27 protein-coding genes are annotated in these 25,555 nt (G+C 40.2%); all 27 read left to right on the forward strand.

The genetic code is table 11. The annotated features are described in order from the left end of the window. Positions 1–101 precede the first annotated feature (101 nt). Positions 102–1,130 carry a PTS sugar transporter subunit IIC gene (locus MMB69_RS03385; RefSeq protein WP_016765419.1) on the forward strand — a complete coding sequence of 343 codons (1,029 nt, stop codon included), beginning with the start codon at positions 102–104 and terminating at the stop codon, positions 1,128–1,130. 212 nt (positions 1,131–1,342) lie between these two features. Continuing rightward, positions 1,343–2,005, forward strand: coding sequence for an L-serine ammonia-lyase, iron-sulfur-dependent subunit beta (sdaAB, locus tag MMB69_RS03390; RefSeq protein WP_014458409.1), 663 nt, complete (start codon positions 1,343–1,345; stop codon positions 2,003–2,005). A 98-nt stretch (positions 2,006–2,103) separates the two neighbouring features. After that, positions 2,104–2,991, forward strand: coding sequence for an L-serine ammonia-lyase, iron-sulfur-dependent, subunit alpha (gene sdaAA, locus MMB69_RS03395; protein WP_013084817.1), 888 nt, complete (start codon positions 2,104–2,106; stop codon positions 2,989–2,991). Then, positions 2,984–5,032, forward strand: coding sequence for an ATP-dependent DNA helicase RecG (gene recG / locus MMB69_RS03400; protein ID WP_277447162.1), 2,049 nt, complete (start codon positions 2,984–2,986; stop codon positions 5,030–5,032). The genes sdaAA and recG overlap by 8 nt, the downstream gene beginning before the upstream one ends. Before the next feature lie 263 nt (positions 5,033–5,295). Then, on the forward strand, positions 5,296–5,859 hold the full coding sequence (fapR, locus tag MMB69_RS03405; RefSeq protein ID WP_013058909.1) for a transcription factor FapR: 564 nt from the start codon (positions 5,296–5,298) through the stop codon (positions 5,857–5,859). Between the two features lie 20 nt (positions 5,860–5,879). Beyond that, positions 5,880–6,884 carry a phosphate acyltransferase PlsX gene (gene plsX / locus MMB69_RS03410; RefSeq protein ID WP_277447164.1) on the forward strand — a complete coding sequence of 335 codons (1,005 nt, stop codon included), beginning with the start codon at positions 5,880–5,882 and terminating at the stop codon, positions 6,882–6,884. A gap of 3 nt (positions 6,885–6,887) precedes the next feature. After that, the gene (fabD, locus tag MMB69_RS03415; protein WP_013058907.1) at positions 6,888–7,832 is read left to right on the forward strand and encodes an ACP S-malonyltransferase; all 945 of its coding nucleotides are present in this window, start codon (positions 6,888–6,890) and stop codon (positions 7,830–7,832) included. A 1-nt stretch (position 7,833) separates the two neighbouring features. Further along, positions 7,834–8,574: a 3-oxoacyl-[acyl-carrier-protein] reductase gene (fabG, locus tag MMB69_RS03420; RefSeq protein ID WP_013058906.1), complete on the forward strand. Its 741-nt coding sequence runs from the start codon at positions 7,834–7,836 to the stop codon at positions 8,572–8,574. A gap of 138 nt (positions 8,575–8,712) precedes the next feature. Further along, the gene (gene acpP, locus MMB69_RS03425; RefSeq protein ID WP_013058905.1) at positions 8,713–8,946 is read left to right on the forward strand and encodes an acyl carrier protein; all 234 of its coding nucleotides are present in this window, start codon (positions 8,713–8,715) and stop codon (positions 8,944–8,946) included. A 182-nt stretch (positions 8,947–9,128) separates the two neighbouring features. Beyond that, positions 9,129–9,875, forward strand: a complete 747-nt coding sequence (gene rnc / locus MMB69_RS03430) for a ribonuclease III (RefSeq protein WP_014458413.1) — start codon at positions 9,129–9,131, stop codon at positions 9,873–9,875. 77 nt (positions 9,876–9,952) lie between these two features. Continuing rightward, positions 9,953–13,513, forward strand: coding sequence for a chromosome segregation protein SMC (smc, locus tag MMB69_RS03435; protein ID WP_277447166.1), 3,561 nt, complete (start codon positions 9,953–9,955; stop codon positions 13,511–13,513). Between the two features lie 25 nt (positions 13,514–13,538). Further along, entirely contained in the window at positions 13,539–14,537 is a 999-nt protein-coding gene (ftsY, locus tag MMB69_RS03440; protein ID WP_277447167.1) for a signal recognition particle-docking protein FtsY, read from the forward strand. Positions 14,538–14,662: 125 nt separating this feature from the next. After that, the gene (locus MMB69_RS03445; protein ID WP_260506719.1) at positions 14,663–14,797 is read left to right on the forward strand and encodes a hypothetical protein; all 135 of its coding nucleotides are present in this window, start codon (positions 14,663–14,665) and stop codon (positions 14,795–14,797) included. Between the two features lie 204 nt (positions 14,798–15,001). Then, the gene (locus MMB69_RS03450) at positions 15,002–15,334 is read left to right on the forward strand and encodes a putative DNA-binding protein (RefSeq protein WP_221784741.1); all 333 of its coding nucleotides are present in this window, start codon (positions 15,002–15,004) and stop codon (positions 15,332–15,334) included. Between the two features lie 12 nt (positions 15,335–15,346). After that, the gene (ffh, locus tag MMB69_RS03455) at positions 15,347–16,690 is read left to right on the forward strand and encodes a signal recognition particle protein (protein ID WP_264408544.1); all 1,344 of its coding nucleotides are present in this window, start codon (positions 15,347–15,349) and stop codon (positions 16,688–16,690) included. A 136-nt stretch (positions 16,691–16,826) separates the two neighbouring features. Further along, positions 16,827–17,099 carry a 30S ribosomal protein S16 gene (gene rpsP / locus MMB69_RS03460; RefSeq protein ID WP_013058899.1) on the forward strand — a complete coding sequence of 91 codons (273 nt, stop codon included), beginning with the start codon at positions 16,827–16,829 and terminating at the stop codon, positions 17,097–17,099. A gap of 11 nt (positions 17,100–17,110) precedes the next feature. After that, a complete protein-coding gene (locus tag MMB69_RS03465; protein ID WP_013058898.1) occupies positions 17,111–17,341 on the forward strand; it encodes a KH domain-containing protein in 231 nt (76 codons plus the stop codon). A 152-nt stretch (positions 17,342–17,493) separates the two neighbouring features. Beyond that, entirely contained in the window at positions 17,494–17,877 is a 384-nt protein-coding gene (locus MMB69_RS03470; protein ID WP_014458417.1) for a YlqD family protein, read from the forward strand. 12 nt (positions 17,878–17,889) lie between these two features. Beyond that, the gene (rimM, locus tag MMB69_RS03475) at positions 17,890–18,402 is read left to right on the forward strand and encodes a ribosome maturation factor RimM (RefSeq protein WP_269870358.1); all 513 of its coding nucleotides are present in this window, start codon (positions 17,890–17,892) and stop codon (positions 18,400–18,402) included. Continuing rightward, on the forward strand, positions 18,402–19,142 hold the full coding sequence (gene trmD / locus MMB69_RS03480) for a tRNA (guanosine(37)-N1)-methyltransferase TrmD (protein ID WP_221784465.1): 741 nt from the start codon (positions 18,402–18,404) through the stop codon (positions 19,140–19,142). Before rimM ends, trmD begins: the two co-directional genes overlap by 1 nt. A gap of 161 nt (positions 19,143–19,303) precedes the next feature. Next, positions 19,304–19,648, forward strand: coding sequence for a 50S ribosomal protein L19 (gene rplS, locus MMB69_RS03485; RefSeq protein ID WP_013084808.1), 345 nt, complete (start codon positions 19,304–19,306; stop codon positions 19,646–19,648). A gap of 180 nt (positions 19,649–19,828) precedes the next feature. Further along, positions 19,829–20,380 (forward strand): signal peptidase I, encoded by a 552-nt coding sequence (gene lepB, locus MMB69_RS03490; RefSeq protein WP_013058893.1) that lies wholly within the window; start codon positions 19,829–19,831, stop codon positions 20,378–20,380. A gap of 21 nt (positions 20,381–20,401) precedes the next feature. After that, the gene (gene ylqF / locus MMB69_RS03495) at positions 20,402–21,268 is read left to right on the forward strand and encodes a ribosome biogenesis GTPase YlqF (RefSeq protein WP_025750333.1); all 867 of its coding nucleotides are present in this window, start codon (positions 20,402–20,404) and stop codon (positions 21,266–21,268) included. Positions 21,269–21,375: 107 nt separating this feature from the next. Further along, a complete protein-coding gene (locus tag MMB69_RS03500; RefSeq protein WP_264408542.1) occupies positions 21,376–22,143 on the forward strand; it encodes a ribonuclease HII in 768 nt (255 codons plus the stop codon). Between the two features lie 369 nt (positions 22,144–22,512). Continuing rightward, positions 22,513–23,673, forward strand: a complete 1,161-nt coding sequence (sucC, locus tag MMB69_RS03505) for an ADP-forming succinate--CoA ligase subunit beta (protein ID WP_013058890.1) — start codon at positions 22,513–22,515, stop codon at positions 23,671–23,673. Positions 23,674–23,691: 18 nt separating this feature from the next. Continuing rightward, on the forward strand, positions 23,692–24,594 hold the full coding sequence (gene sucD / locus MMB69_RS03510; protein ID WP_013058889.1) for a succinate--CoA ligase subunit alpha: 903 nt from the start codon (positions 23,692–23,694) through the stop codon (positions 24,592–24,594). A gap of 63 nt (positions 24,595–24,657) precedes the next feature. Beyond that, complete coding sequence (gene dprA / locus MMB69_RS03515) at positions 24,658–25,539, forward strand: DNA-processing protein DprA (RefSeq protein WP_277447168.1); 882 nt, start codon at positions 24,658–24,660, stop codon at positions 25,537–25,539. The last annotated feature ends 16 nt before the right edge of the window (positions 25,540–25,555 follow it).

Genomic DNA, 25,555 nt, shown 5'->3' on the forward strand with positions numbered 1-25,555 from the left:
TTATATTAGGTATATTAGTTGAAAAGAACCCGTTTGTATGGTAATTTTGAAAACTGATTAAGTCAAATGTGAAAGAAAACAGCATGAGAGGAGAGACAACAGTGGATATTTTAAAAGGAACAGGTTTATTATTGTTAGTTTTATTTTTATTTTGGTTGTTTAGCAACAAGGCACCTTATGGCATGAAAGCAATGGGGGCTCTGGCAAGCGGAGCGGTAGCTGCGTTTCTCGTAGAGGCCTTTCAGTCATATGTAGGAGGAGATTTACTAGGTATTTCATTCCTAGGTGAAGTAGGAAAGGCTGCAGGAGGAATGGGAGGAGTTGCGGCGGCAGCACTAGTTGCTTTGGCTTTAGGAGTATCTCCTGTATATGCTCTTATGATGGGGGTGGTATGTTCAGGGCTAGGCTTGCTCCCTGGATTTTTTGCGGGATACCTCATGGCATTTGTAGTGAAATTTATTGAGAAAAAGGCACCTGCTGGTCTCGACTTATTAGGGAATATTTTAATTGCGGCACCTTTAACAAGATTAATTGGTAATGCATTCTCACCTATTGTAGATGCGACGCTTTTAAATATTGGAGGAATTATCAAAGATACAACAAGTGCTAGCCCTATTTTGATGGGAATTATTTTAGGGGGAGTTATTACAGTAGTAGCAACGGCTCCGCTTAGCTCAATGGCTTTAACGGCTATGCTAGGGTTAACGGGATTGCCTATGGCGATTGGAGCTCTTGCTGTGTTTGGTTCTTCTTTCATGAACTATGTGCTGTTTGATCGATTAAAAATTGGGGATCGTCGTACAACCATTTCAGTTGCAGTTGAACCTTTAACACAAGCGAATATTATTTCAGCAAATCCGATTCCTATCTACATTACAAACTTTGTTGGAGGTGCACTAGCCGGTGTGGTTGTGGCTCTGTTCGGATTGGTAAATGATGCTGCAGGCACGGCAACGCCAATCGCAGGGCTTGCAGTGATGTTTGGGTTTAATGACCCTATGAAGGTCACAATTTGTGCAGTGCTTTGCGCACTAGCGGGAGCATTAGCTGGGTTTATAGGTTCAGTTGTTTTTAAAAACTTTAAAATTAAAACAGTAGACGATGTAGCTTCCGAGCAAGAAGCAGCTTAAGTAATTCATCTTTTCCTGCATAATATAGCAAAAAAAGCGGTGTGCTTATCTTATTTTTATGGATAAATACACCGCTTTTTTTGTGCGTGAGTCCCTAATAAAAATGAGAATTTTTAAATTTTTTAAGAGCGTGAAACAAAGCTTCCAAAAAGTCAAAAGCTCAAGTAACATATAAGTAATAACAATGTCTAAATAGCAGGGGGAAAATCCTTATGAAATATAAATCTGTCTTTGATATTATTGGTCCGGTAATGATTGGACCATCTAGCTCACATACAGCTGGTGCAGCGCGTATTGGACGCGTTGCACGGACGCTTTTTGGCAAGCAGCCCACAAAAGTTGTGGTTTCACTGTACGGTTCTTTTGCTCAAACATATAAAGGGCATGGAACAGACGTAGCGTTGATTGGCGGTATTCTAGATTTTGATACATTCGATCAGCGTATTCCGCAATCTTTGGACTTAGCTAAAAAAGAAGGAATTGACGTCACATTTGTTGAGGAAGCGGCAATCACAGATCATCCTAATACTGCTCGCATTAAAATGAGCGACGGATTAAAGGAAATTGAAGTTGTTGGAATTTCAATTGGCGGAGGAAAAATTCAAATTACGGAGCTGAACGGATTTGAATTAAATTTATCAGGCATGAATCCAGCTATTCTCGTTGTGCATAATGATCGATTTGGTGCCATTGCGACCGTTACAAATATTTTGATGAAACATTCAATTAATATCGGACATATGGAAGTATCTCGCAAAGAGCGCGGAGAAGTAGCGCTCATGGCAATTGAAATGGATACAAATATTGAAGATGATGTAATTGAAGAGTTAAAAACATTGCCTCACATTATTCAAGTAACAAGAATGGTTGAGTAGGATAGAGCGAATAGGAACGGCTTGAGAGAATAACTCGAGCCGAGTGGTTATAGATGATTCTAAAGTGAAAATAAGACAGAATAATAGCGGAGGTTACTATGTTTCGAAACGTAGCAGAACTAGTAGAATTAGCAGAAAGTCAAAATGTGAAAATTGCAGAGATTATGATTCAACAGGAAATAGATATCACGGGAGTTACTCGTGAAGAAATCATGGAAAAAATGGACCGGAACTTAACGGTTATGGAAGAAGCGGTTGAACGCGGTTTAAAAGGGGTACAGTCTGTTACAGGTTTAACAGGCGGAGATGCAGTGCTGCTTCAAAACTATATTCAAAGTGGAAAATCTTTATCTGGAAATTTAATTTTAGATGCAGTCAGCAAAGCTGTAGCGACAAACGAAGTAAATGCGGCAATGGGGACAATCTGTGCAACGCCTACTGCTGGATCTGCGGGGGTAGTACCAGGAACGCTGTTTGCAGTGCAACATAAGCTAAACCCAACTCGTAAAGAAATGATTGAATTTTTATTTACATCAGGTGCTTTTGGATTTGTTGTAGCCAATAATGCGTCTATTTCAGGAGCAGCAGGCGGATGTCAAGCAGAAGTTGGTTCAGCTTCAGGTATGGCAGCTGCAGCGATTGTTGAAATGGCAGGAGGTACACCGAGTCAGGCAGCTGAAGCAATGGCAATTACTCTCAAAAATATGCTAGGATTAGTATGTGACCCAGTAGCGGGGCTAGTAGAAGTTCCATGTGTGAAACGAAACGCAATGGGAGCGGCGAATGCAATGATTGCAGCAGATATGGCCTTAGCAGGCATTACAAGTCGTATTCCATGTGATGAAGTCATTGATGCTATGTATAAAATTGGTCAAACAATGCCGGTTGCATTACGAGAAACTGCACAAGGAGGCTTAGCGGCAACACCAACAGGTCGCGAGCTTGAAGCGAAGATCTTTGGTATTGCATTAAATAAAAGTGAATGAACTAACAACTATTTCAATTAAAACCATTAAAGGTATTGGAGATGAAACAGCACAAGCATTAGAGGATATGCATATTCACAGTGTGCATGACTTGTTAGAACATTTCCCATACCGCTATGAAGATTATGAGCTAAAAGATTTGGCTGAAGCAAAGCACGACGAAAAGGTCACCGTAGAAGGAAAGGTTCACAGCGTCCCCTCGCTTACGTATTACGGAAAAAAACGTTCGCGCCTTACGTTTCGGCTGCTAGTAAACCGCTATTTAATTACGGTTACTTGTTTTAATCGCCCTTACTATAAATCAAAGTTAGAAATCGATCAAACTGTTACGGTTACGGGGAAATGGGATCAGCATCGGCAAACGATTAACTTGCAGGAGCTTCAATTTTCTCCGTTTGTTAAAAATCAAACGATTGAGCCTGTTTACTCAGTTAAAGGCAGCTTAACGGTCAAAGGAATGCGGAAGTTCGTCTCTCTTGCGTTGAAGAATTATGGCAGCAGCATTCAGGATATGCTCCCGGCCTCTATTCGTTCTAGATACAAACTAGTAACGCGTGAAGAAGCGGTTAGAAGTATTCACTTACCTCGTGATCATGAAGATTTAAAACAAGCAAGACGTCGATTTGTTTATGAAGAATTTCTACTTTTTCAATTAAAAATGCAGGCGCTTAGAAAGCGCGAAAGAGAAGAAACGCCTGGAATGAAGCAAGCATTTGATTCAACTGAGCTGGTAAACTTCACGAACTTGCTGCCGTTTCCGCTAACAAACGCTCAAAAACGTGTAGTAAACGAAATTACGCACGATATGAAATCGCCTTATCGCATGAATCGCTTGCTGCAAGGTGATGTAGGGTCCGGTAAAACAGTCGTAGCAGCGGTTGCTTTATACGCCACTGTTTTAGCAGGGCATCAAGGTGCTTTAATGGTACCGACTGAAATTTTAGCTGAACAGCATGCTGAGTCATTGACTGCGATGCTTGAAAAGGTAGGAATCAGCGTAGGCTTGCTAACAGGGTCTGTTAAAGGAAAAGCAAGAAGAGAGCTGCTTCAGCGAGTGAAAGACGGAGATGTTCATGTATTAGTAGGTACACATGCCTTAATTCAAGACGAAGTTATATATAATAGTTTAGGGCTCGTCATTACGGATGAACAGCACCGCTTTGGAGTTGGACAGCGCCGGGTTTTACGTGAAAAAGGAGAAAGTCCGGATGTACTGTTTATGACGGCGACTCCTATTCCACGAACCCTTGCTATTACGGTGTTTGGAGAAATGGATGTGTCCATTATCGATGAAATGCCAGCAGGACGTAAGGCAATTGAAACATATTGGGTAAAACATGATATGCTTGAACGTATTTTACATTTCGTTGAAAAAGAAATACATGACGGCAGACAAGCGTACGTTATTTGTCCGTTGATTGAAGAATCGGACAAGCTGGATGTTCAAAATGCAATTGATGTGCATGCAACACTCACTCACTATTTTAATGGAAAAGCAAGCGTTGGTCTCATGCACGGAAGATTGTCACCTGATGAAAAAGAAGAAGTGATGAAACAGTTTAGCGTAAATGACGTGCAGATTTTAGTATCAACAACGGTTGTAGAAGTAGGAGTGAACGTTCCGAATGCAACCATAATGGTCATTTATGATGCAGAGCGCTTTGGGTTATCTCAGCTTCATCAGCTAAGAGGACGCGTAGGACGCGGAGATGCACAGTCGTATTGTATTCTGCTCGCAGATCCGAAATCAGAAGTTGGAAAAGAACGAATGACCATTATGACGGAAACAAACGATGGATTTGTATTATCAGAAAGAGACTTAGAGCTTCGTGGGCCTGGTGATTTCTTTGGTAGAAAACAAAGCGGGATGCCTGAGTTTAAAGTAGCCGATATGGTGCACGATTACCGTGCGCTTGAAGTAGCTCGAGAAGATGCTGCTAAGCTTGTAAATTCCGACAGCTTTTGGACAGAAGATCAGTTTGCACTGCTGAGAATACAATTAGAAGCAACGGGCGTATTAACTGGAGAAAAATTTGATTAGTAAAAGAAGCTGAAAGTAGTTTAGTTGAAGGGAAATCCGAACGATGAATCGAGATTCTTGATGGAGAATCCAACTCGTTCGGATTTTTTCATTGGTAGGGTGAACGCAGGTTTCATGTATGTAGATGTTTTTAGCGACTGTTAATAGTTATGGATATCCATAGTGCGATGCAAAGAATACAGCATGTGAAAAATGTTGCAATTAGAAGGCAATGATTATATACTGCTATTAGTACCTAGTATTAAAAGTTCGGATGGTGGACAATGAAGCGCAGTAAAAAAGAAAGACAGCAGCTATTAAAAACGACAATTGAAGAAAACCCATTTATTACGGATGAAGAACTAGCAGACCGTTTTTCAGTGAGCGTTCAAACAATTCGATTAGACCGCCTAGAGTTGTCGATTCCTGAACTGCGAGAACGTATTAAGCATGTAGCTTCAAAACAACTAGACGAGGAAGTGCGTTCGCTTCCGATTGAAGAAGTAATTGGAGAAGTTATCGACATTGAACTAGATCAATCAGCGATATCTATTTTTGATGTGAAAACAGAGCATGTGTTTCAGCGTAATCAAATTGCTCGTGGTCACCACCTTTTTGCGCAGGCTAATTCGTTAGCTGTCGCTGTTATTAACAACGAACTAGCGCTCACAGCAGATGCGTCGATCCGTTATCACCGCCCTGTTAAGCTTCATGAACGAGTGATAGCAAAAGCGAAAGTTTTGTCAACTAGTGAAGTGCGAACCACCGTTGAGGTAAACAGCTATGTAGGGCAAGAGCAAGTGTTCTCTGGCACTTTTAAAATGTATCGTTCTACAAAGGATAAATAATAAAAAGGATGAGACGCAACATGAAACTAGCTATTGATGCAATGGGCGGAGATCATGCACCGAAAGCCATTATTAAAGGTGTAGAAAAAGCTACTGCTCAATTTAAAGAATTACATATTACGTTAATTGGAAACGAATCAGAAATAAAAAAGTATTTAATAAATTCAGACCGTATTTCGATTATTCATACAGAAGAAACCATTGATGCAACTGATGAGCCAGTGCGAGCTGTGCGCCGTAAAAAACAAGCATCTATGGTATTAATGGCAAATGAAGTAGCCGAAGGTCGTGCGGATGCTTGTATTTCAGCAGGAAACACAGGTGCGTTAATGACAGCGGGACTTTTTATTGTAGGTCGCATCAAAGGCATTGAACGTCCAGCACTTGCTCCGACGCTTCCGACACTAGATGGAAAAGGCTTTTTAATGCTAGACGTTGGAGCAAACGTTGATGCCAAGCCTGAACATTTGCTCCAGTACGCTGTGATGGGGTCTGTGTATGCCGAAAAAGTACGCGGCATTCAAGCTCCTAGAGTGGGACTGCTGAACATTGGAACTGAGGATAAAAAAGGAAATGATCTAACAAAGCAAGCCTTTCAGCTACTAAAAAATGCTGATCTTAATTTTGTAGGCAACGTGGAATCCCGTGATTTGCTAAACGGCGTAGCGGATGTGGTTGTAACAGATGGTTTTACAGGGAATATGACTCTTAAGAGCATTGAAGGAACGGCGCTTTCCTTGTTTTCTATGATTAAACAAGAATTAATGAGCACGTTAAAAAGCAAGTTAGCTGCAGCGGTGCTGAAGCCTCAGCTGCAGGGGTTAAAAGCGAAAATGGATTACAGTGAATATGGAGGCGCAGGGCTGTTTGGATTGCATGCGCCTGTTATCAAAGCGCACGGTTCGTCGGATGCGAATGCAGTATTTAGCGCGATTAAGCAAGCTGTGAATATGGTGGAAAACAATGTGTCTTCCACTATTCAAAAAGCAATCGAACAAACTGCTAATGAAGAAAAGGAGAGATAAGAAATGGGGAAAATTGCTTTTATCTTTCCAGGCCAAGGGTCACAAACTGTTGGTATGGGAAAAGATTTATATGATGGAACAGAGGAAGCGAAAAAGCTGATTCATACAGCTGACGAAGCTTTAGGGTTCAGTCTTTCAAACATTATTTTTGAAGGGCCTCAAGAAGAATTGACTTTAACTTATCACGCTCAACCTGCTCTTTTAACAACGAGTACAATGCTGCTTGAAGCATTTAAAACGAGCGGAATTACACCCGATTTTGTTGCGGGTCACAGTCTAGGAGAGTACAGTGCGCTTGTGGCTGCTGAGGTTTTATCGTTTAAAGATGCCGTTGTTGCTGTTCACAAAAGAGGCCGCTATATGGACGAAGCTGTACCAGCAGGTCAAGGTACAATGGCAGCAGTGCTTGGCATGTCAGCGGAAGATCTAGAAGCTGTTACCGCTCAAATTACAAGCGAAGGCGATGCTGTTCAGCTTGCAAATATTAACTGTCCGGGTCAAATTGTTATTTCAGGTACGGTAAATGGTGTAGAAAAAGCTGGAGCTCTTGCCAAAGAAAAAGGTGCAAAACGCGTGATTCCTCTAGTGGTAAGCGGTCCGTTCCACTCTAGTTTAATGAAGCCAGCTGCTGAAAAACTACGTGATACGCTAGAAACAGTGGGCTTTAGCGATGCGAAAGTTCCAGTCATAGCAAACGTAACAGCAAAGCCGGTTACTGACAGTCAAGATATTCAAAACAAGCTAGTGGAACAACTGTATTCTCCGGTGAGATGGGAAGAAACAGTTGAGACACTTCTTGCAGAAGGTGTAGATACATTTGTTGAAATTGGACCAGGAAAAGTATTATCAGGTCTTGTGAAAAAAGTAAATCGCCGTGCGACTGTGTATGCTGTTAATGATCTTACATCATTAAAATCAACGATTGACGCACTAAAAGGGGGAGAATAACATGTTACAAGGGAAAGTTGCGGTTGTAACAGGCGCTTCTCGCGGAATTGGTCGTGCCGTTGCAATTGAGCTGGGAAAGCTTGGTGCTAAAGTAGTTGTAAACTATTCTGGAAGCGAAGCGAAAGCTCTTGAAGTTGTGGATGAAATTAAAGGATTAGGAACGGATGCAATTGCTGTACAAGCAAATGTGGCAGAAAGTGATTCTGTACAAGCAATGATAAAAGAAGCGATTTCTACATTTGGTTCAGTAGATATTTTAGTAAACAACGCGGGCATCACACGTGATAATCTTCTTATGCGTATGAAAGAAGACGAATGGGATGATGTTATTAATACAAACTTAAAAGGCGTATTTTTGTGTACAAAAGCGGTTACTCGTCAAATGATGAAGCAGCGCGCAGGACGCATCATTAATATTTCATCAATTGTCGGCGTCAGCGGTAATGCTGGACAAGCAAATTATGTAGCAGCAAAATCAGGCGTGATTGGTTTAACAAAAACAACTGCCAAAGAATTAGCAAGCCGCAATATTACAGTGAATGCAGTTGCTCCTGGTTTCATTGCAACAGACATGACGGATAAATTGAATGAAGAAGTGCAGGCGGAAATGTTAAAGCAAATTCCTCTTGCAAGCTTCGGCCAGCCTGAGGATGTTGCGAACGCAGTTGCGTTTTTAGCATCAGATGCAAGCCGTTATATTACGGGTCAAACGATTCACGTTGACGGCGGAATGGTGATGTAAAAAAGGCACTTTACGAAAAGTGTAATTTGGTGATAAAGTACAAAGGGACGTTTACTAGGCGACCGATAAACTTTATTATTCAACCATAGTATTTTAGATGGAAATCATCTATAATGACTTGAGGGGAGGTGAAGAACAATGGCAGAGGTACTAGAACGCGTAACAACAATCATTGTTGATCGTCTTGGTGTAGACAAAAGTGAAGTGAAACTAGAATCTAGTTTCAAAGAAGACTTAGGTGCTGACTCTCTAGACGTAGTTGAATTTGTAATGGAGCTTGAAGAGGAATTCGATATCGAAATTTCTGACGAAGAAGCTGAAAAAATTTCAACTGTAGGAGATGCAGTTAATTACATACAGAGCCAAATTTAATCTGTAGTATATGTATGAAAAGCCCCGTTAAACAGCGGGGCTTTCTCTTCTTTTTAAGAATTTCAAAAAAAGACCTCTTTTTTTTGAAAAGGTAGTGTATCTTTTAGGATACCTCGTTTTATAATGAGAGATGTTAGGGAAAAAACTACGAAACAATTGAAGCAGGTAAGCGGAGGTATTTTATGCCTAAACAATATTCAAATCGAGATCGAAAGATAAACGTGAAATTCAAGCAAAATTTTGCAGAGTTTCAAAAGGAAATTGGTATTCAGTTTACAAATGAAGCGCTTCTTTTTCAAGCATTTACACATTCATCCTATGTGAATGAGCATCGCAGAAGACCGTATGAAGACAACGAGCGTCTTGAGTTTTTAGGAGATGCCGTATTAGAACTAACCGTATCGCAATTTTTATTTAAAAAATATCCAACGATGAGTGAAGGTGAGTTAACGAAGCTTCGTGCAGCAGTTGTGTGCGAACCGTCGCTTGTTACTTTTGCAAATGAAATGGATTTTGGTAAACTAGTGTTACTTGGAAAAGGTGAAGAGATGACAGGCGGCCGATCTAGACCGGCTTTACTGGCCGATGTATTTGAAGCATTTATCGGAGCTCTTTATTTAGACCAAGGGCTTGATACGGTAGTAACGATTCTAAAAAAAGTTGTCTTTCCAAAAATTAATGAAGGTGCTTTTTCTCATGTGATGGATTTCAAAAGCCAGCTTCAAGAAGTGATTCAACGTGATGGAGTTGGACAATTAGAATACAAAGTTTTGCAAGAAAAAGGTCCAGCGCATAATCGCGAATTCTTATCTCGCGTATCGTTAAATGGTGAAGAGCTCGGCGTTGGTGTAGGGCGTTCGAAAAAAGAAGCAGAGCAAAAAGCAGCTCAAGTAGCTATTACGAAAATTAGAGCAAGTCAAACGAAATAAAATGATCCCCCTCTTAACGTATTCGTTATAAAGGGGGATTTGCTATGAAAAGATTACATGTGTGAGGGGGGATTTCTATGTTCCTCAAACGATTAGATATTGCAGGGTTCAAATCGTTTGCAGAAAAAGTATCGATAGATTTTGTGCCAGGTGTAACGGCGGTAGTAGGACCGAATGGAAGCGGAAAAAGCAACATTACGGATGCCATACGCTGGGTGCTTGGAGAACAGTCAGCCAAATCGCTTCGTGGAGGGAAAATGGAGGACATTATTTTTGCAGGAAGCGAATCGCGCCGTGCGGTAAATGTTGCTGACGTAACGCTTACGTTAGAAAATGATGACCAGTTTCTCCCGCTTGACTATCATGAAGTTAGTATTACAAGGCGCGTGTACCGCTCAGGAGACAGTGAATTTTTTATTAACAACCAGTCGTGCCGCTTGAAAGATATTGTCGATTTATTTATGGATTCAGGACTTGGAAGAGAAGCTTTTTCGATTATCAGTCAAGGAAAAGTAGAAGAAGTACTAAGCAGTAAATCTGACGAGCGCCGTAAAATTTTTGAAGAAGCAGCAGGTGTATTAAAATACAAAACGCGTAAACGAAAAGCGGAGCTTCGGCTTCTCGAAACACAAGAAAATTTAAATCGAGTGGTAGATATTCTTCATGAAATTGAAGGTCAGTTAGAGCCTTTACAGATTCAATCGTCCATTGCCAAAGATTATTTGCAGAAAAAAGAAGAATTAGAGCACATTGATGTGGCTGTTACGGTATTTGAAGTTGAAGATCTTCATCAGAAATGGGAAAAATTAAAAGCTGAAATGGCTCAGCACGAGCAGCTCGAAGAATCTCTCGCGACGAATATTCGCACGCGTGAAGGAGAAATCCAGACCCTTCGTTTGCACATTCAGCAAATAGATGAACAACTAGACTCTTTACATAAAAAACTACTATATGTAAGTGAAGAAGTAGAAAAGCTAGAAGGCAAAAAAGAAGTATTAAAAGAGCGTAAGAAAAATGCCTTTCAAAATAAAGAGCAGCTGGAACGTTTAGTAAAAGAGTATACTCATAAACATCAAGAGCTAAATAAAGCAAAAGACAGCGAAGGAAAAGATCTTGAGCAATCTCAAAAAGAAGTACAAGAGATACGCCTGAAGCTTACTGAGCAGGAACAGCTGTTCAGGCAGTACAGCGAGAATCTAGAAGAAAAGCTTGAACAGATGAAAAGCGAGTATTTTGAATTAGCGAACGCTCAAACATCCGCTCGAAATGAAATTTCATTTTTAGAGCAGCAAAAAATGCAAACGTTTGAAAAAGAGCAGCGTTTAACAAAATCCAACGAGCAATACGTAGAACAGCGCCGTGAATTAGCGCAGCGAAAAGAAGCGGCGATCAAAAGACTTGCTCAGTTTCGTCAAGAGCTTCAGCAGGCTGTACAAGTGTATAAGCAGCAAGGAGAGAAGCTTGAGTCATTAAGGCAAGCCTATCGTAAACAAGAGTCTACGCTTTATCAAGCTTATCAGTACGTGCAGCAGACAAAATCACGAAAAGAAATGCTTGAAGAGATGCAAGAAGACTATGAAGGTTATTTTCACGGTGTAAAAGAAGTATTAAAAGCGCGTGATGAGAAGCTTGCAGGTATCAAAGGCGCCATTGCTGAGCTAATCAATGTTCCAAAAGAGTATGAAACAGCGCTTGAAATTGCGCTTGGAGGAGCAGCTCAGCATATTGTCGTTCAAGACGAACAAAGTGCACGTCAGGCAATTGGCTTTTTGAAACAAAACGGTTACGGGAGAGCTACATTTTTACCACTGACGGCTGTAAAAGACCGTTATGTTCCGGCTCAAACTATTTCTATGCTAGAGAGTCATGAAGCGTATGTAGGGATCGCTTCATCTCTTGTTAAATACGAAGCTACCTACGACCGAGTTATTAAAAATTTGCTTGGAACCGTTATTGTTGTCAATGATTTAAAAGGTGCAAATGAACTTGCCCGTCTTGTGCAGCATCGCTATCGTTTTGTGACCGTTAAAGGAGATGTCGTCAACCCCGGTGGTTCGATGACAGGCGGTTCCATGAAGCAAAAGTCCAACTCTTTGTTAGGCCGTCAGCGTGAAGTGGAAGTCATTACGGCAAAAATAGAAGAGATGGAACAAAAGACGATTGTGCTCGAGCAAGATGTGAAAGATAAAAAGTCACAGATTGAAGAGCTTCAACAGGAAATTAATAAACAGCAGGCATTTGTGGAACGCTTGAAAGACAAAGAGCAGGAATCTGACCGAGAAGTAAAGCAGATTGACATCGAAGAAAAAGCAGTGAATGACCGCTTAACCATGTACGATCATGATATTGCTAGCTTTAGACAAGATCAAACAAGCTTGTCCGCTCGAATTGATGAGCTGCATACGAGTTTGCAGGGAAATCAGCAGCAGGCAAATGTATTAGAGAAAAACATTGAAGAGTTAGCTGCACGCAAGCATACACAGCAAACGTCTAAAGAAACGGTTCAACATGAGCTTACAGAAGTAAAAGTGCTTCTTGCGAAAAAAGAACAGTTCCTCACAAATCAGCAAGAAAAATATGAAAGAGTGTGCTTTGAGCTTGATCAAACCATTCAGCGTTTGTCTGAAGCTACAGATGATCTTTCTCTTTTAACGAGTGAAATCACGAGCAATGACTCGGGTGAACTTCAGCTCGAAGAAGCGGCGCATGAGCGAATAAAAGAAAAGACAGAAACGTTACAATTAATGGATGACTGCAGATCAGAGCGGTTGAAAGCCCAGAATAAACTTGAAGACGAAGAGAGAGTTGTAAAAGAGCTGCAGCGTCAGTACAAACAAATTACGGATGCTTTAAAAGATGAAGAAGTCAAAATCAATCGAATTGACGTAGAGCTAGACAGCCGTCTGCAGCAGCTGACAGAAGAGTACGAAATTAGCTTTGAAGCAGCAAAAGAAAAATATCCTTTAACATTAGATATTCAAGAAGCGAGGAAAAAAATCAAGCTCATTAAGCTGGCAATTGATGAATTAGGAACCGTAAACTTAGGTTCTATTGAACAATACGAACGCGTTTCAGAGCGCTATGAATTTTTAAATACGCAGCGAGCGGACCTTGACGAAGCGAAAAATACCCTGTATCAAGTGATTGAAGAAATGGACGAGGAAATGAAGAAACGTTTTTCTGATACGTTCACTCGTATCCGCAATGAATTTGGTACAGTGTTCTCTTCCCTATTCGGAGGAGGAAAAGCGGATTTGAAATTAACAGATCCGAAAGATTTATTAAATACAGGTGTAGAAATTGTTGCCCAGCCTCCTGGGAAAAAACTGCAGAATCTAGGGTTGCTGTCAGGCGGCGAGCGTTCGTTAACAGCCATTGCCCTCCTGTTTTCTATTTTGAAAGTACGTCCGGTACCGTTTTGTGTGCTAGATGAGGTGGAAGCGGCGCTTGATGAAGCAAACGTTCATCGCTTCGCTACGTATTTACGCAAATTTAGTAATCAAACACAGTTCATTGTTATTACTCACCGAAAAGGTACAATGGAAGAAGCTGATGTACTGTACGGTGTGACAATGCAAGAATCTGGCGTATCGAAATTAGTCTCTGTTCGTTTAGAGGAATCAAAGCAATATGTTTAACTCATAGAATGAAAGGGTGGTACGAATGAGTTTTTTTAAGAAACTAAAAGAAAAAATTACAATGCAAACCGATTCTGTTACACAAAAATTTAAAGATGGACTATCAAAAACGCGCAATTCTTTTTCAGAACGCGTGAATGATCTAGTGTCTCGCTATCGTCAAGTAGACGAAGAGTTTTTTGAGGAATTAGAAGAAATTTTAATTAGTGCTGATGTCGGTGTGGCTACCGTGTTAGATTTAATTGATGACTTAAAAGCGGAAGTGAAACGCCGTAATATTAAGGACCCTCAAGATGTACAGGCTGTCATCTCTGAGAAATTAATTGATATTTATGAATCTGGTGAAGAGCAGATTGGTGAACTGAATATGCAGCAAAATGATTTAACGGTGATTTTGTTTGTAGGGGTAAACGGCGTTGGAAAAACAACAACAATTGGGAAAATTGCTCATAAATTCAAACAAGAAGGCAAAAAAGTCGTAATGGCAGCAGGAGATACGTTCCGTGCCGGTGCGATTGAGCAGTTAGAAGTATGGGGAGAACGCGTTGGTGTTGATGTTATTAAGCAATCTGCAGGCTCTGACCCTGCAGCTGTCATGTATGACGCTGTTCAGTCAGCTAAGGCTCGAAAAGCAGATGTTTTATTATGTGATACAGCAGGGCGCCTTCAAAACAAAGTGAATTTAATGAAAGAATTAGAGAAAGTAAAGCGTGTTATTGAGCGAGAAATTCCTGGTGCTCCTCATGAGGTACTTCTTGTACTTGATGCGACGACGGGGCAAAATGCTTTAAGTCAGGCTAAAACATTCTCAGAAGCAACGAACGTGACGGGAATTGTGTTAACAAAACTAGATGGTACGGCTAAAGGCGGAATTGTTCTTGCCATTCGAAACGAACTGAAGCTTCCTGTTAAATTCGTTGGACTTGGAGAAAAAGTAGACGACCTTCAGCCGTTTGACACGGAACAATATATCTATGGGTTATTTGCCAATGCTGTAGAAGAAGAAACAGAAAAAGAGGCATAATCTCAAAAGAGGCTGCCACAAAAGTAGTTTAGTTGAAGGAAGATCCGAACGATGAATCAAACTCGTTCGGATTTTTTCATGGTGATGGTGAATGTAGGTTTCATGTATGCAGAAGCTTCTAGCTGTTGATTGGAGGGCAAGACGAAGACTCCTGCGGGAAAAGCGGAACAGGTGAGACCCCGCAGGAGCGGAAACGACGAGGAGGCTCAGCGGCCGCCCGCGGAAAGCGAAGTCTTGCACGGAAATCAACAGCGGTGTAACAAGTGATTCATACGAGCTCCTTTATCCCATTTGTTCGTCTTTAAATTGAAATAATTTAGTTATGTCTCGATCTCTTTTAAATGGGAAAATGTCAGGTGTTAAGGAAAAAACTTGACATTCAAACCTCGCCTAGTTAAACTAATAACATGTAAAGGCTTTTCACTTAACAAGGGGGCGGTCAGATGGTTGAAAAGAGCGTGCATATGCTCGAAAAAACAACAAGAATGAATTACTTATTTGACTTCTATCAGGCGCTGTTGACGCCCAAACAAAGAAGTTATATGTCACTTTATTACTTGGATGATTATTCCCTCGGTGAAATAGCGGAAGAATTTGATGTGAGTCGTCAAGCAGTTTATGATAATATAAAACGTACAGAGCAAATGCTTGAACAATATGAGGAAAAGCTATTGTTATTTCAACGGTTTCAAGAGCGTCAATCAATTGTTCAACAACTGAAAGACGAACTTGCAGCCGACTTATACAAGAATAGTAAGCTTTCTTCTCTTCTTGATTCGCTCGAGAAATTAGATTAGGGGGCGGCGTATATGGCATTTGAAGGATTAGCCGACCGTTTGCAAAGCACACTGCAAAAGTTAAAAGGAAAAGGAAAAGTTAACGAAGCTGATGTTAAAGAAATGATGCGTGAAGTTAGACTTGCCCTTTTAGAAGCCGATGTAAACTTTAAAGTAGTAAAAGACTTTGTTAAGCGCGTAAGCGAACGTGCTGTAGGTCAAGACGTTCTTAAGAGCTTAACGCCTGGACAACAAGTTATTAAGGTTGTACAAGAAGAATTAACTACACTTATGGGCGGAGAGCAAAGCAAGATTGCAGTAGCTCCAAAAGCTCCAACTGTAATTATGATGGTTGGACTTCAAGGTGCAGGTAAAACAACAACAACCGGTAAACTTGCCAATTTATTACGTAAAAAATATAACCGTAATCCATTGCTTGTAGCAGCAGATATTTATCGTCCGGCAGCTATTAAACAGCTTGAAACACTAGGAAAACAGCTTAGCATGTCTGTTTTTTCATTAGGTGATCAAGTAAGTCCTGTGGAGATTGCGAAACAAGCTATTGCTCATGCGAAAGAAGAGCATCACGATTATGTATTAATTGATACAGCGGGACGTTTGCATGTTGATGAAAATCTAATGGAGGAGTTAGAACAGATCAAAGAGCTTTCTAACCCAGACGAAATTTTCCTTGTTGTCGATGCGATGACGGGTCAAGATGCAGTAAACGTTGCGGATAGCTTTAATAAGCAATTAGGATTAACTGGAGTTGTATTAACGAAACTAGACGGCGATACGCGCGGTGGTGCAGCGCTTTCTATTCGTGCAGTAACCGATACACCAATTAAGTTTGTCGGTCTTGGAGAAAAAATGGATGCTATTGAAGCATTCCATCCAGAGCGTATGGCTTCCCGTATCTTAGGTATGGGTGATGTGCTGACGCTTATCGAAAAGGCTCAGGCAAATGTAGATGCTGAAAAAGCAAAAGAGCTTGAAGCTAAGCTGCGCACGCAGTCATTTACATTTGATGACTTTTTAGATCAACTTGCTCAGGTGCGTCAAATGGGACCGCTTGATGAGCTAATTGGTATGCTTCCGGGCGCCAATAAAGTAAAGGGGCTCAAAAACCTGCAGGTTGATGAAAAGCAAATTAATCATGTAGAAGCAATCATTCGTTCTATGACGAAAGCGGAAAAAACAAACCCTGAAATCATTAATGCAAGTCGAAGAAAACGTATTGCAAAAGGAAGTGGACGTTCTGTACAAGAAGTCAACCGTTTGCTTAAACAATTTGAAGACATGAAAAAAATGATGAAACAAATGACAAATATGTCAAAAGGCAAGAAAAAGGGTATGAAACTTCCATTCTTTTCATGATAAAACGCTTAATTTGGACTGAAAAACCAAAGAAAATAAAATATTTTTCTAGTGTTAAGAAAAAAACCTTTACAAACATTTTACCTATTTGATATTATATTATCTTGTTGAAACATATTCGGAGGTGCTTTATAAAATGGCAGTAAAAATTCGTTTAAAACGTATGGGAGCTAAAAAATCTCCTTTCTATCGTATCGTAGCAGCAGACTCTCGTTCACCACGTGATGGACGTTACATCGAAGTAGTTGGAACTTACAATCCTGTAGTTCAACCAGCTGAAGTTAAAATCGATGAAGAGCTAGCTCTTAAATGGTTACAAAATGGTGCTAAACCATCTGATACAGTTCGTAACCTTTTCTCTAACGAAGGCATCATGGAAAAATTCCATAATGCTAAATTAGGAAAATAATTTCACTCGAGATGACATCACTAATCGAAACAATTGTAAAGCCGCTTGTTGATTATCCAGCTGATGTTAAAGTGGAGGAACAAGAAGATGAACGTCAAGTGACGTACATCCTTACTGTTCACCAAGAAGATGTCGGCAAAGTAATCGGCAAACAAGGCCGCGTTGCAAAAGCGATTCGAACTGTTGTGAATGCAGCAGCATCACAGCAAGGTAAAAAAGTGTATGTGAAAATTCAAGAGTAATCAAAAAGGGAGAGGGATAACCTCGCCCTTTTTTTTATGTTATGATAAGATGAACGTTTTGATCACAGTAAGTCTTTTGCGAGCAAGAAGCAGCTATTTCAATATGCATGCCAAAAGCACAAGGACACTATCTTGAGGGCGGAGGGAACGTTTTGAACATTATTCAAAAAGTGGTTGTGAAACAAGTGTTAACTGAAGCAAGCAAACAAGATCTTGAAAATCGTTTTGTAAACCGCAAGCAGGCGCTTGAAAAAGAAATGGAACAGCTGAAATTTCAGTTAAAGCACATGGAAAAAGCCAATAAAGGTTCTTCTTTATTACATAGTCAATTTGAAAAAGAAAAATCCGCTCGCCTTGAAAAAATTGAAGTGTTGAACTTTCAGCTGACGCAATTAGAAAAGCTTCCTTTAGGTAGCGAACTCGTTGAAACGGAACTCGATGCCTTAGTAGAGGTAAAAATCGGCGATGATTGGGAAAAGATAAAAGAAAGTAAAACAATTATTATAAAAGATAGCAAAGTTGTTGAGATTAGATAGAGGTGAAGAAGCATGGAATGGTTTAAGGTTGGAAAAATTGTGAATACCCATGGTGTAAAAGGAGAAGTTCGTATTGTATCAACTACGGATTTTGCTGATGAGCGCTATGAAAAAGGAAATAAACTTTATATCTTCAAAGAGAAGCAAAGCGAGCCGGTAGAAATAACGGTAGCAAGCCATCGCAGGCATAAAAATTTTGATCTGCTTACATTCGAAGGCTATCACAACGTAAATGATGTCGAGCAGTACAAAAACTGCGAAGTGAAAATTCCTGAGGAGCAGCTAACGGATTTAGAAGACGGTGAATTCTATTTCCACGAAATTATTGGCTGTACAGTAAAAACAGAAGACGGAGTAGAGGTAGGAACGGTCAAAGAAATTTTAACGCCGGGAGCTAATGATGTGTGGGTCGTTAAAAAAGGCGGAAAAGAAGTTCTTATTCCTTACATCGACGACGTTGTACAATCTATTGATATAGAGGAAAAAGAGATTGTTATTACAGTAATGGAAGGGTTATTGGACTAATGAAAATTGATGTACTATCGCTATTTCCTTCTATGTTTGACGGTGTTTTTGGTGAATCAATTTTGAAAAAAGCACAGGAAAAAAATGCGGTTGAACTGAATGTAGTTAATTTCCGAGAATATTCTACGAACAAACATCAAAATGTGGACGATTATCCTTACGGCGGAGGTGCTGGAATGGTATTGACACCTCAGCCTATTTTTGACGCCGTAGAAAAGCTGACTGAAACAGCTAAGAAGCCCCGGGTAGTTTTGCTTTGTCCGCAGGGCGAACGCTATACACAGGCAAAAGCAGAAGAGCTAGCAGCAGAAGAGCATTTAATTTTTATTTGCGGTCATTACGAAGGATATGATGAACGAATTCGTGAGCAGCTGGTAACTGATGAAATTTCAATTGGTGACTATGTATTAACTGGAGGCGAGCTTGGTGCAATGGTTGTGATTGATAGCGTTGTTCGCCTGCTTCCCGATGTGCTTGGCAATAATCATTCAGCTGTACAAGACTCACACAGTACAGGTTTACTAGAGCACCCCCACTATACGCGTCCTGCTGATTTTAGAGGCTTAACAGTTCCTGAAGTACTTATGTCAGGAAATCATAAAAAAATTGAACAGTGGCGCCAAAAAGAGTCTTTAAAGCGCACGTTGCTTCGAAGACCGGATATGCTTGAAAAGATGGAGCTAACGGAAGAGCAAAAGAAACTAGTAGCTCAATTAAAAGAGGAAAACGGCCTTTCATAAATCCATAAAATTTATGCATAAACTCTGTTGCATACGGTATAAGAGTGTGCTAAGATAGATTTTGTGGCTTGGGCAGATGTCTGGTCACCTATAACGATGTTCCGCTGCAATGATTGAAAAGCATTGGTATGAGCGTCTGTTGGAAGGAGTTGAAACACGCGATGCAAAAATTAATCGAAGAGATTACAAAAGAACAATTAAAAACAGATCTTCCTACGTTCCGTCCTGGTGATACTGTACGTGTACACGTAAATATCGTTGAGGGTACTCGTGAACGTGTTCAGGTATTTGAAGGTGTTGTTATTAAGCGTCGTGGCGGTGGTATCAGCGAAACATTTACAGTACGTAAGATTTCTTACGGTGTAGGTGTAGAGCGTACATTCCCACTTCATACGCCAAAAATTGCAAAAATCGAAGTAATGCGCCGCGGTAAAGTACGCCGTGCGAAACTTTATTACCTACGTGAATTACGTGGTAAAGCTGCGCGTATTAAAGAAATTCGATAATAGTAAAGGGGAGCTTGTTTATACAAGCTCCTTTTTTCAAATGTTTTTTTAGAACGATTCGTTCTCTGACAGTAAAAAATAGACGTACAAGTCATCATTTTTTGATTCTATTTATTTATTAGGCGTTTCAAACATTATCGTTTAAAATAAAGGTATGACATAAGAGTTGGAGGACTGAAGATGGCTCGAAAGAAAAATGAACTGTGGGAATGGATAAAAGCAATCGCCATTGCCGTACTGTTAGCTGTTGTAATTCGCTATTTTTTGTTTGCACCGATTGTAGTAGATGGACTTTCTATGATGCCTACGCTGCATGACCAAAATCGAATGATTGTAAATAAGTTCTCCTATAAGATTGGTGATCCTGATCGCTTTGATATTATTGTTTTTCATGCTACAGCGGAAAAAGATTACATAAAACGTATTATCGGACTGCCGGGTGATCATATTGAGTATCGAAATGATACGCTATATGTAAATGGAAAAGCTTATAAAGAGCCCTATTTAGATCAGTATAAAAAAGAAGTGATTGACGGTAATTTAACCGAAGATTTTAAACTAGAAGACGTAACGGGTAAAAAGACCGTGCCAGAAGGCTATTTGTTCGTAATGGGAGACAATCGACGCTATAGTAAAGACAGCCGTCAGATTGGCTTTGTGAGCATGGACAAGGTGCTTGGTAAAACGAGTGCCGTATACTGGCCGATTAAAGAAGCGCGTTTTGCAAAGTAAAATATAAAAGGTGAGTAAAATATGACAATTCAATGGTTTCCTGGCCATATGGCCAAGGCCAGAAGACAAGTAACTGAAAAGCTAAAATTGATTGATATTGTATACGAACTGGTTGATGCACGCATTCCGCAATCATCGCGAAATCCAATGATTGATGAGATTATCGTGAACAAGCCGAGAATCGTATTGCTGAATAAAGTGGACAAAGCTGATCCGCGCGTTACTCAGCAGTGGCTAGATTATTACAAAGAACAAGGTATTTATGCCTTAGCTATTGACGCACAAGCAGGTAAAGGAATGAAACAAATTGTTTCGTCTTCCAAAGAACTTCTTCAAGAGAAGTTTGACCGCATGCGCGCAAAAGGAGTTAAAAAACCCCGCGCTATCCGAGCGATGATTGTAGGGATTCCTAACGTCGGTAAATCAACGCTGATTAATCGCCTTGCCAGCAAAAAAATCGCCAAGACCGGAGACCGTCCAGGTGTGACGCAAGCACAGCAGTGGATTAAGGTAGGAAATGAACTGGAGCTACTTGATACGCCAGGTATTTTGTGGCCTAAGTTTGAAGATGAAACAGTTGGATATAAGCTTGCGACAACGGGTGCTATCAAAGATACCATTTTAAATATGCAAGATGTCGCTGTTTATGCGCTGCGCTTCTTAACTAGCCATTACCCAGAACAATTAAAGCAGCGTTATGATTTAAATGAAATCCCTGAAGACATTGTAGAGCTTTTTGATGCAATTGGGTCGCGCCGCGGCTGTTTAATGGGTGGCGGCATGGTGGATTACGATAAAACGGCTGAACTTGTTCTTCGAGAAATTCGAACGGATAAAATTGGCACCTTTACATTTGATGATCCAAGTGAAGCTGAACAGCAGCTGTAAGCAATACATTGCGAACTGAAACAAAAAACGCCTCTGCCTTTTTAGCATGAGGCGTTTTTTATGTAAAGGTGCCGTGTGAAAATGTTGATATAAAGAAGGTGGAGCTAATGAAAAAAAGTATTAAGGAAATAAAAGAAGAACTAAAGCAAGTGAGAAGCCCGGAAGATGCTTTATTTAAGGCATATGCGCAAGATGAGCGTAAAGGTGTGCAGCAGGTTATTATTCAAAAACAAAGGCAATTTGAAGCCGCTGAGCGCTTGAAGCAACAGTTTGATGGAATGATGGCATATGAAAACGAATTATACAATCAAGGAGCAACCTATATTGCCGGAGTAGATGAAGTAGGAAGAGGACCGTTAGCAGGACCGGTAGTAGCTGCTGCTGTTATTTTGCCTCCGGATTTTTTTCTCCCTGGTTTGACGGATTCAAAGAAGTTATCAGAGGCAAAGCGAGAAGAATTTTATGAAGAAATTTGTAAAAGCGCTGTCGCTATCGGTATAGGGATTATAGACGCAGAGGTCATTGATTCTATTAATATTTATGAAGCAACAAAAAAGGCAATGACTGAAGCAATTGAACTTCTAGCTGTTCAGCCTGATGAACTGCTTATTGATGCGATGAAGCTGCCGGTGCCTATTTCGCAGCAGTCAATCATCAAAGGCGATGCTACAAGCATTTCCATTGCTGCAAGTTCTGTTATTGCAAAAGTGACGCGAGATCGAATGATGAAAGAACTTGGTGAACGCTATCCTGCATACGGATTCGAAAAACATATGGGATATGGAACAAAACAACATTTAGAAGCAATCGAACAATATGGAATTTTGCCAGAACACCGCCGATCTTTTGCACCGATAAAAAACCAAGTAAACTAGAACATGATACCCGAACATATCTCTGCTTTTTAGCGCATGTTTTACATGCGGGATTTTAGGCTCAAAAAGGATATAGCCTATTTAAGTGGAGATATTGCTACGGGTGGAGTTCGTAAATTATTTTCCTCTCAGTCTGCTTTAGTTATGAAGGTTAATTTACATGATTAACCACACGTTTAACGTCCGCAGAGCCTCATCGACTTCATAAGGTATGGTTAAGTACTATCTCCATAAAAATATCAATTTTCTTATTATTTCAATATTTTTCACTAGAATAGTAGACAATTAGACAATTATTTTTATACAATGAAAGCGCAGTCTATTTTGTGCAGTATAGTTTTGTGGTTGATTATGTTAGGAGGATGGGAAATGAATATCCATGAGTATCAAGGAAAAGAACTACTCAGAAAATATGGGGTTGCAGTACCAAACGGTCGAGTAGCTTTTACTGTTGAAGAAGCAGTTGAAGCAGCAAAGGAATTAGGTTCACAAGTATCAGTGGTGAAAGCACAAATCCATGCTGGTGGACGCGGTAAAGCGGGCGGTGTCAAAGTAGCAAAAAACTTAGATGAAGTTCGTACATATGCACAAGATATTTTAGGAAAGACCCTCGTAACACACCAAACAGGCCCTGAAGGAAAAGAAGTTAAGCGCTTGTTAGTTGAAGAGGGATGCGATATTAAGAAAGAATACTACATCGGTTTAGTTCTTGATCGTGCAACGTCTCAAGTTGTATTGATGGGTTCTGAAGAAGGTGGAACTGAAATTGAAGAAGTGGCGGAAAAAACGCCTGAAAAAATCTTTAAAGAATATGTAGATCCTGCGATTGGTTTACAAGCATTCCAAGCTCGCAGACTTGCATTTAATATTAATATTCCAAAAGAATTAGTTGGAAAAGCAGTTAAGTTCATGACGGGTTTATATACAGTATTTGTTGAAAAAGACTGCTCAATTGCAGAGATTAATCCTCTAGTTGTAACAGGTGACGGAGACGTTATGGCATTGGATGCGAAGTTAAACTTTGATTCAAATGCGCTGTATCGTCAAAAAGATATTCTTGAATATCGTGACCTTGAAGAGGAAGATGCTAAAGAAATTGAAGCATCTAAATACGACTTAAGCTACATTTCACTAGATGGCAATATCGGTTGTATGGTAAACGGTGCAGGTTTAGCAATGGCAACGATGGATATTATTAAACATTACGGAGGCGACCCTGCTAACTTCCTGGATGTTGGGGGCGGCGCAACTGCTGAAAAAGTAACAGAAGCATTCAAAATTATTTTATCTGACCAAAATGTAAAAGGTATTTTCGTTAATATTTTCGGCGGGATTATGAAATGTGATGTTATTGCAACAGGTGTTGTTGAAGCAACGAAACAAGTTGGATTAAGCCTTCCATTAGTTGTTCGCTTAGAAGGAACAAACGTTGAACTTGGAAAAGAAATTTTACAAAAATCAGGCTTAAATATCACAGCTGCTGAATCTATGGCAGACGGCGCACAAAAAATCGTTTCACTAGTGAAATAGAAAGGCTGGGGGATAGGAATGAGCGTATTTATTAATCAAGATACAAAAGTAATTGTACAAGGAATTACAGGCGGAGTTGGCCTTTTTCATACACAACAAATGTTAGAATATGGAACAAAAATTGTTGGTGGTGTAACACCAGGTAAAGGCGGCTTAGAAGTAGAAGGTGTTCCGGTATTTAATACGGTTGCCGAGGCAAAAGAAAAAACGGGCGCAACGGCTTCTGTTGTATATGTTCCGCCAGCATTCGCAGCTGACTCCATTATTGAAGCAGTTGACGCAGATTTAGATTTAGTTATTTGTATTACGGAAGGTATTCCAGTATTAGATATGGTAAAAGTAAAGCGTTATATGGAAGGAAAACGTACGCGCCTTGTGGGACCTAACTGCCCAGGTGTTATTACACCAGAAGAATGTAAAATTGGAATTATGCCAGGGTACATTCACAAAAAAGGTCATGTAGGTGTAGTTTCACGTTCTGGTACATTAACATATGAAGCTGTTCATCAACTTTCTGAAGCTGGCATTGGCCAATCAACAGCTGTTGGTATCGGTGGTGACCCAGTGAACGGCACGAACTTTATCGATGTATTAAAAGCGTTTAATGAAGATGAAGATACGTATGCAGTGATTATGATTGGTGAAATCGGCGGTACGGCAGAAGAAGAAGCGGCAGAATGGGTAAAAGCAAACATGACAAAACCTGTGGTCGGCTTCATTGGCGGTCAAACAGCACCTCCAGGAAAACGTATGGGCCATGCTGGTGCTATCATTTCAGGTGGTAAAGGGACAGCGTCTGAAAAAATTAAAACAATGAATGAGTGCGGTATCCAAGTAGCTGAAACACCATCTGTTATGGGAGAAACACTTATTAAAGTGCTAAAAGAACAAGGCATTTACGAGCAGTGTAAGACTCATTAATAGAAGACATATAGCCTCCTTTGACCGGGGGCTATTTTGTCCATTTAAAAAGGAGATTGTAGAATGTCTGATTTACGGGAAAAATTAATTCATTTAGCACATTGTCCATCTGTTAATTGGAAACAAATTTTTACGCTACTTCAACAGAATTCTTCATTACAAAATCTCTACGAGTACTCTCCATCACAGCTTCAAAAACTATTGACTCTCTCGATTGAACGTGCTAATCAAATAAAAAAAGATTTGCAAACTATTCCAATACGAGATATTCTAGATAAATATGACGCTGAGAATATTCAATGTGTCACCATCCTAGATGATGAATATCCTGAACTTTTGCGCCATATTTATGATCCGCCTTGGGTATTATTTGCAAGAGGAAAGGTTTCTCTTCTACACGCTCCGGCAAGCTTAAGCGTTGTAGGAACAAGGAATCCCACTTCATATGGAACTGCAGCTCTGACTCATATTGTTAAGCCGATGCTGCATGAAGAATTTGTCGTTGTAAGTGGACTAGCCTTAGGGATTGACCAAGCTGCTCATGAACTGGCTATCGCTGAAAAAGCTAAAACGATTGCAGTTTTAGGCGGCGGGTTTTATAATATTTACCCAAGAGGAAACCAAAATTTAGCAAGAGAAATTGCGCAGCATCATTTGCTGCTTTCTGAATATGCCCCGTTTATGAAGCCGACGAAATGGTTTTTCCCTCGCAGAAACAGAATCATTAGCGGATTAACAGGAGGCACGTTGGTGGTGCAAGCAAAAGAAAGAAGTGGATCTTTTATTACCGCCGACCAGGCGCTTCAGCAAGGAAGAGAAGTATTTGCCATACCGGGTTCTATTTTTGAAGAAACATCATGTGGAACGAATAAGTTAATCCAATTAGGGGCAAAACTTGTGCAAAGCGCTGCTGATATTACAGATGAAATGATGTATATAAGATGAATGTTTCAAAGTAGTC

Source organism: Priestia sp. P5 (assembly GCF_029522155.1).
In the GTDB taxonomy this organism is placed as follows: Bacteria; Bacillota; Bacilli; order Bacillales; family Bacillaceae_H; genus Priestia; species Priestia megaterium_E.

Excerpts from the sequence above, each read along its gene's own strand:
- sdaAB (WP_014458409.1), top strand. The coding sequence starts at position 1,343 with ATGAAATATAAATCTGTCTTTGATATTATTGGTCCGGTAATGATTGGA.
- sdaAA (WP_013084817.1), top strand. The coding sequence starts at position 2,104 with ATGTTTCGAAACGTAGCAGAACTAGTAGAATTAGCAGAAAGTCAAAAT.
- fapR (WP_013058909.1), top strand. The coding sequence starts at position 5,296 with ATGAAGCGCAGTAAAAAAGAAAGACAGCAGCTATTAAAAACGACAATT.
- plsX (WP_277447164.1), top strand. The coding sequence starts at position 5,880 with ATGAAACTAGCTATTGATGCAATGGGCGGAGATCATGCACCGAAAGCC.
- fabD (WP_013058907.1), top strand. The coding sequence starts at position 6,888 with ATGGGGAAAATTGCTTTTATCTTTCCAGGCCAAGGGTCACAAACTGTT.
- fabG (WP_013058906.1), top strand. The coding sequence starts at position 7,834 with ATGTTACAAGGGAAAGTTGCGGTTGTAACAGGCGCTTCTCGCGGAATT.
- acpP (WP_013058905.1), top strand. The coding sequence starts at position 8,713 with ATGGCAGAGGTACTAGAACGCGTAACAACAATCATTGTTGATCGTCTT.
- rnc (WP_014458413.1), top strand. The coding sequence starts at position 9,129 with ATGCCTAAACAATATTCAAATCGAGATCGAAAGATAAACGTGAAATTC.
- smc (WP_277447166.1), top strand. The coding sequence starts at position 9,953 with ATGTTCCTCAAACGATTAGATATTGCAGGGTTCAAATCGTTTGCAGAA.
- ftsY (WP_277447167.1), top strand. The coding sequence starts at position 13,539 with ATGAGTTTTTTTAAGAAACTAAAAGAAAAAATTACAATGCAAACCGAT.
- MMB69_RS03450 (WP_221784741.1), top strand. The coding sequence starts at position 15,002 with ATGCTCGAAAAAACAACAAGAATGAATTACTTATTTGACTTCTATCAG.
- ffh (WP_264408544.1), top strand. The coding sequence starts at position 15,347 with ATGGCATTTGAAGGATTAGCCGACCGTTTGCAAAGCACACTGCAAAAG.
- rpsP (WP_013058899.1), top strand. The coding sequence starts at position 16,827 with ATGGCAGTAAAAATTCGTTTAAAACGTATGGGAGCTAAAAAATCTCCT.
- MMB69_RS03465 (WP_013058898.1), top strand. The coding sequence starts at position 17,111 with ATGACATCACTAATCGAAACAATTGTAAAGCCGCTTGTTGATTATCCA.
- rimM (WP_269870358.1), top strand. The coding sequence starts at position 17,890 with ATGGAATGGTTTAAGGTTGGAAAAATTGTGAATACCCATGGTGTAAAA.
- trmD (WP_221784465.1), top strand. The coding sequence starts at position 18,402 with ATGAAAATTGATGTACTATCGCTATTTCCTTCTATGTTTGACGGTGTT.
- rplS (WP_013084808.1), top strand. The coding sequence starts at position 19,304 with ATGCAAAAATTAATCGAAGAGATTACAAAAGAACAATTAAAAACAGAT.
- lepB (WP_013058893.1), top strand. The coding sequence starts at position 19,829 with ATGGCTCGAAAGAAAAATGAACTGTGGGAATGGATAAAAGCAATCGCC.
- ylqF (WP_025750333.1), top strand. The coding sequence starts at position 20,402 with ATGACAATTCAATGGTTTCCTGGCCATATGGCCAAGGCCAGAAGACAA.
- MMB69_RS03500 (WP_264408542.1), top strand. The coding sequence starts at position 21,376 with ATGAAAAAAAGTATTAAGGAAATAAAAGAAGAACTAAAGCAAGTGAGA.
- sucC (WP_013058890.1), top strand. The coding sequence starts at position 22,513 with ATGAATATCCATGAGTATCAAGGAAAAGAACTACTCAGAAAATATGGG.
- sucD (WP_013058889.1), top strand. The coding sequence starts at position 23,692 with ATGAGCGTATTTATTAATCAAGATACAAAAGTAATTGTACAAGGAATT.
- dprA (WP_277447168.1), top strand. The coding sequence starts at position 24,658 with ATGTCTGATTTACGGGAAAAATTAATTCATTTAGCACATTGTCCATCT.